The sequence below is a fragment of the Synechococcus sp. R8-2 genome (assembly GCF_047461715.1).
In the GTDB taxonomy this organism is placed as follows: domain Bacteria; phylum Cyanobacteriota; class Cyanobacteriia; order Thermostichales; family Thermostichaceae; genus Thermostichus.
The window spans coordinates 1-1,786 of sequence record NZ_JANSHQ010000539.1; the positions used below are offsets into that span (position 1 = coordinate 1).

The 1,786-nt window shown below is 60.5% G+C and carries 1 protein-coding gene and 1 pseudogene; one reads left to right on the forward strand and one right to left on the reverse strand.

Translation table 11 applies throughout. The features are described 5' to 3' along the window. A pseudogene (locus NW819_RS12100) lies at positions 1–922 on the reverse strand (hypothetical protein); the annotation flags it as partial. Positions 923–1,159: 237 nt separating this feature from the next. On the opposite strand from NW819_RS12100, the gene ccsA reads away from it, so the two are divergent. Then, on the forward strand, positions 1,160–1,786 hold a 627-nt coding region (gene ccsA, locus NW819_RS12105; protein WP_414413889.1), incomplete at its 3' end, for a cytochrome c biogenesis protein CcsA.

Sequence of the window (1,786 nt, forward strand, 5' to 3'; positions counted from 1 at the left end):
TGGGCGTGGGTGTCGGAGTTGGTGTTGGCGTCGGAGTAGGAGTAGGAGTTGGGGTAGGGGTGGGCTGGGGCTGGACGATGGCCAGGGCCTCTTCGGCTTTTAGCTCCCCCCGAACCAGCTTGGAGAGGGTATCTTGGCCGCCAGGGGTGTAGGTGATCTCGCGGGCGGCGCTGTTGAACACATTGCGGATGGGATCCCCTTTGCTGTCCACCAGTTCCAGCACCATCACATTGCGACCGGGCCTGAAGCCCTTCAGATAAAAAGACTCCCAGCGATCCAGCAGGCCGGATTGGCCGTTGAGGGTGTAGCGGATCCGCCAGTCCCGTGGCAAGTCACTCAACAGGCTCTCCCGCACCGGGGCATTGGCCAGCCAGAAATCCACCAAGATTGGCTCGGCCCCGTAGCTGCCTGTGGGGCGGTTGTAGGTGAGCAGGGGCAGTTGCGGCTGTGGCACGTACTCGGGGGTGGGAGCTAACACGTGAAAGCTGACCTGGGCATAGGCTTCAGAGTTTTTGAAGCTCTCGTGCCAGGGTTTGCCGGCAAACACCCGCAGAGTATGGGATCCCGGCTCCAAATCCTTGAAAACGAGGGGAGCATCGGCATCGTAATGGGCGATGTAGGGCCGGTTGTCCAGCACCACGTGCAGATGAGGGCCAAGACCCAATTGCGGATCTTTGAAAAGTGGGTACCCTTGCACCGCGAAGCGAACGGTTACCTGCCGCTCTGGCAACACCTCACCTGGCTTGGGGCTGAGGATCTGAACTTGCGGGCGACAATACTGCAAATGGGCATCCAGCTTGGCAATCTCCGGGGGAACCGGCACGCGCTCTAGCTGGGGAAGCTGTTCCTGCGGGGGTTTAGGCGGGGATCCCCCACAAGAGGCCAAAACGAGGGCGGCCAACAGACAGATCCACCATCTCAACAACCCCCACCTTCTCAACCTGGCATTTCCCGCGTGTTCTTGCATGAGCCTCACATCCCGACACTCTCGGTACCCTGCCGAGCTGCAGATAAGCCATCCCCACATTACCAGCATGTGTCCTTTGGGGAGGATCCCTTCCCCCGCCCTAGAATGGGATCAACTGGCCTGGCTCAAGCCGGGTCGGAGACACTTTTGAGGTCGTGTATGGCTCTGTTGGCGATAACAGCTCTTGCGGGCATGGATCTGGCCCAGTGGCAAGCTCTGCTCAACAACGTGGCGTTTGCCATTTCTCTGGGGGCCATGCTGTTCTACTGGGGTGGGGCAGCTTTTCCCCAGGTGCAGCTTTTGGCCGAATTGGGCCTAGCGGGGATGATCGGGGCAAACTTGACGATGGCCGCCCTGTTGACGGCCCGCTGGATCGATGCAGGCTACTTCCCCTTGAGTAATCTGTACGAGTCTTTGTTTTTCCTGGCCTGGGGGATCACCGCTTTGCACCTGCTGGCCCTCCACTGGAGCCGCAGCCGCTGGGTGGGGGTCATGACTGCCCCAGTTGTAACCGGGATCGTAGCCTTTGCTGCCTTGGTGCTGCCGGAAGATATGCAGGTAGCCCAGCCCCTCGTGCCGGCTTTGCAATCCAACTGGCTGATGATGCACGTGACTGTGATGTTGCTGGCCTACGCGGCGCTGCTGGTGGGATCCCTTCTCTCCATCAGCTTTCTCATCGTCACTCGCGGTCAGGAAGTGCATCTCAAGGGCAACTCCCTCGGCCTGCAATTTCGCCCTCCCCAACCCCAAACCCATCCCGAATGGGCGGAAGCCACCCTGCCTTCCCCGGCTTCAGAACTGGCCTACGCCGGCCTCCGC